The following is a 1,502-nucleotide window of genomic DNA, read 5'->3' on the forward strand; positions in this document are numbered from 1 at the left end:
GTGGTCGATGTCTCGGCCTTGCAGTCGCCGGATGACCGCCGCAGCCAGCACCTGATCCGCCAACTGGTCGAGCAGACTGCCCGCGAAATCGAAAATGCCTTCTTCATGCACAGTGCCCAAGGCCATTGGGTGATGCGTGCCCATGGCACGCCGGGCTATGTGGAAAGCCAGCCCGACTACCTGCTGGCCTGGGACGCTGATGGCCGCCTGCAGGCGATCAACAGCCTGGCTCGGCAGCGCCTGGTGGAGCACCTGGGGCGTTTGCCCGAGCACATTGGCGAACTGTTCGACATGGACCAGTTGCGCCGCGTGAATGCATCGTCCGCTCAACGCCTGCCGGGCTTGGGTGGGCTGTACGGCCGGGTCAGTGCACCCAGCCAGCGGCAGCGTGCACAGCCGTTGCGCCAGGCCCAGGACGCCCGCATCGAGCAGCACCTGCGCCTGGCCACGCGGGTCAAGGACTGCAACCTGGCGGTGCTGGTGCAAGGCGAGACGGGGGCTGGCAAAGAGGTGTTCGCCCGCCAGCTGCATCAGCAAAGCCTGCGTCGCGATGGCCCGTTCGTCACCCTGAACTGCGCGGCCATCCCGGAAAGCCTGATCGAGAGCGAACTGTTCGGCTATGTGGCCGGGGCTTTCACCGGGGCTTCCAGCAAAGGCATGCAGGGGCTGTTGCAGCAGGCCGATGGCGGCACGCTGTTCCTCGACGAAATCGGTGACATGCCGCTGAACCTGCAAACCAGGTTGCTGCGTGTGCTGGCCGAGGGTGAAGTGGCGCCGCTGGGCGCGGCGCGGCGGGAGCGGGTGGATATCCAGGTGATTTGCGCGACCCATCGCGATTTGTCGGCGATGGTGGAGGATGGGCGTTTTCGTGAGGATTTGTACTTCCGCCTGGCCAATGCCCGCTTCGAGTTGCCACCGCTGCGCGAGCGTGAGGACCGCTTGGGGCTGATTCACCAGTTGCTGGCCGAAGAGGCCGAGGCCTGTGACGTGGAGGTGATGTTGGCGGATGATGCGCTGCAGGCGCTGCTGGTTTATCGCTGGCCGGGCAATCTGCGCCAGCTGCGGCAGGTGTTGCGCTATGCCTGTGCGGTGAGTGAGGGCGGTCGGGTGCAGGTGCAGGACCTGCCACAGGAAGTACGCGGCGAGGTGGTCGCTTCGGCTGAAAGCAGCATGTCTTGTCCGGCGCGGCAGTTGTTGCTGGATGCGCTGATCCGCCATCGCTGGAAGCCGGCCGATGCGGCGCGGGCATTGGGTATTTCGCGGGCCACCCTGTATCGGCGGGTGCATGAACACCGCATTGAAATGCCGCGGATGAAGGGATAGGGCCTTGGGGGCGCTTTGCGGCCCTTTCGCGACACAAGGCCGCTCCTACAGGACTCATGCTGCCCTTGAGGCTTGTGCGGTAGCTGTGGGAGCGGGTTTACCCGCGAAGAATGCGACGCGGTGTATGGCACCGGCTTCGCCGGTGTTCGCGGGTAAACCCGCTCCCACAGGTATCGCGC

General features: G+C 65.3%; 1 protein-coding gene. It reads left to right on the forward strand.

Annotation, left to right across the window (positions count from 1 at the left end):
• Positions 1 to 1,323, forward strand: a 1,323-nt coding sequence (locus JV551A3_RS04375; RefSeq protein ID WP_133978368.1) for a sigma-54-dependent Fis family transcriptional regulator, incomplete at its 5' end; no start/stop codon positions are given.
• Positions 1,324 to 1,502 lie beyond the last annotated feature (179 nt).

The organism is Pseudomonas inefficax, assembly GCF_900277125.1.
GTDB classification, from domain to species: Bacteria; Pseudomonadota; Gammaproteobacteria; order Pseudomonadales; family Pseudomonadaceae; genus Aquipseudomonas; species Aquipseudomonas inefficax.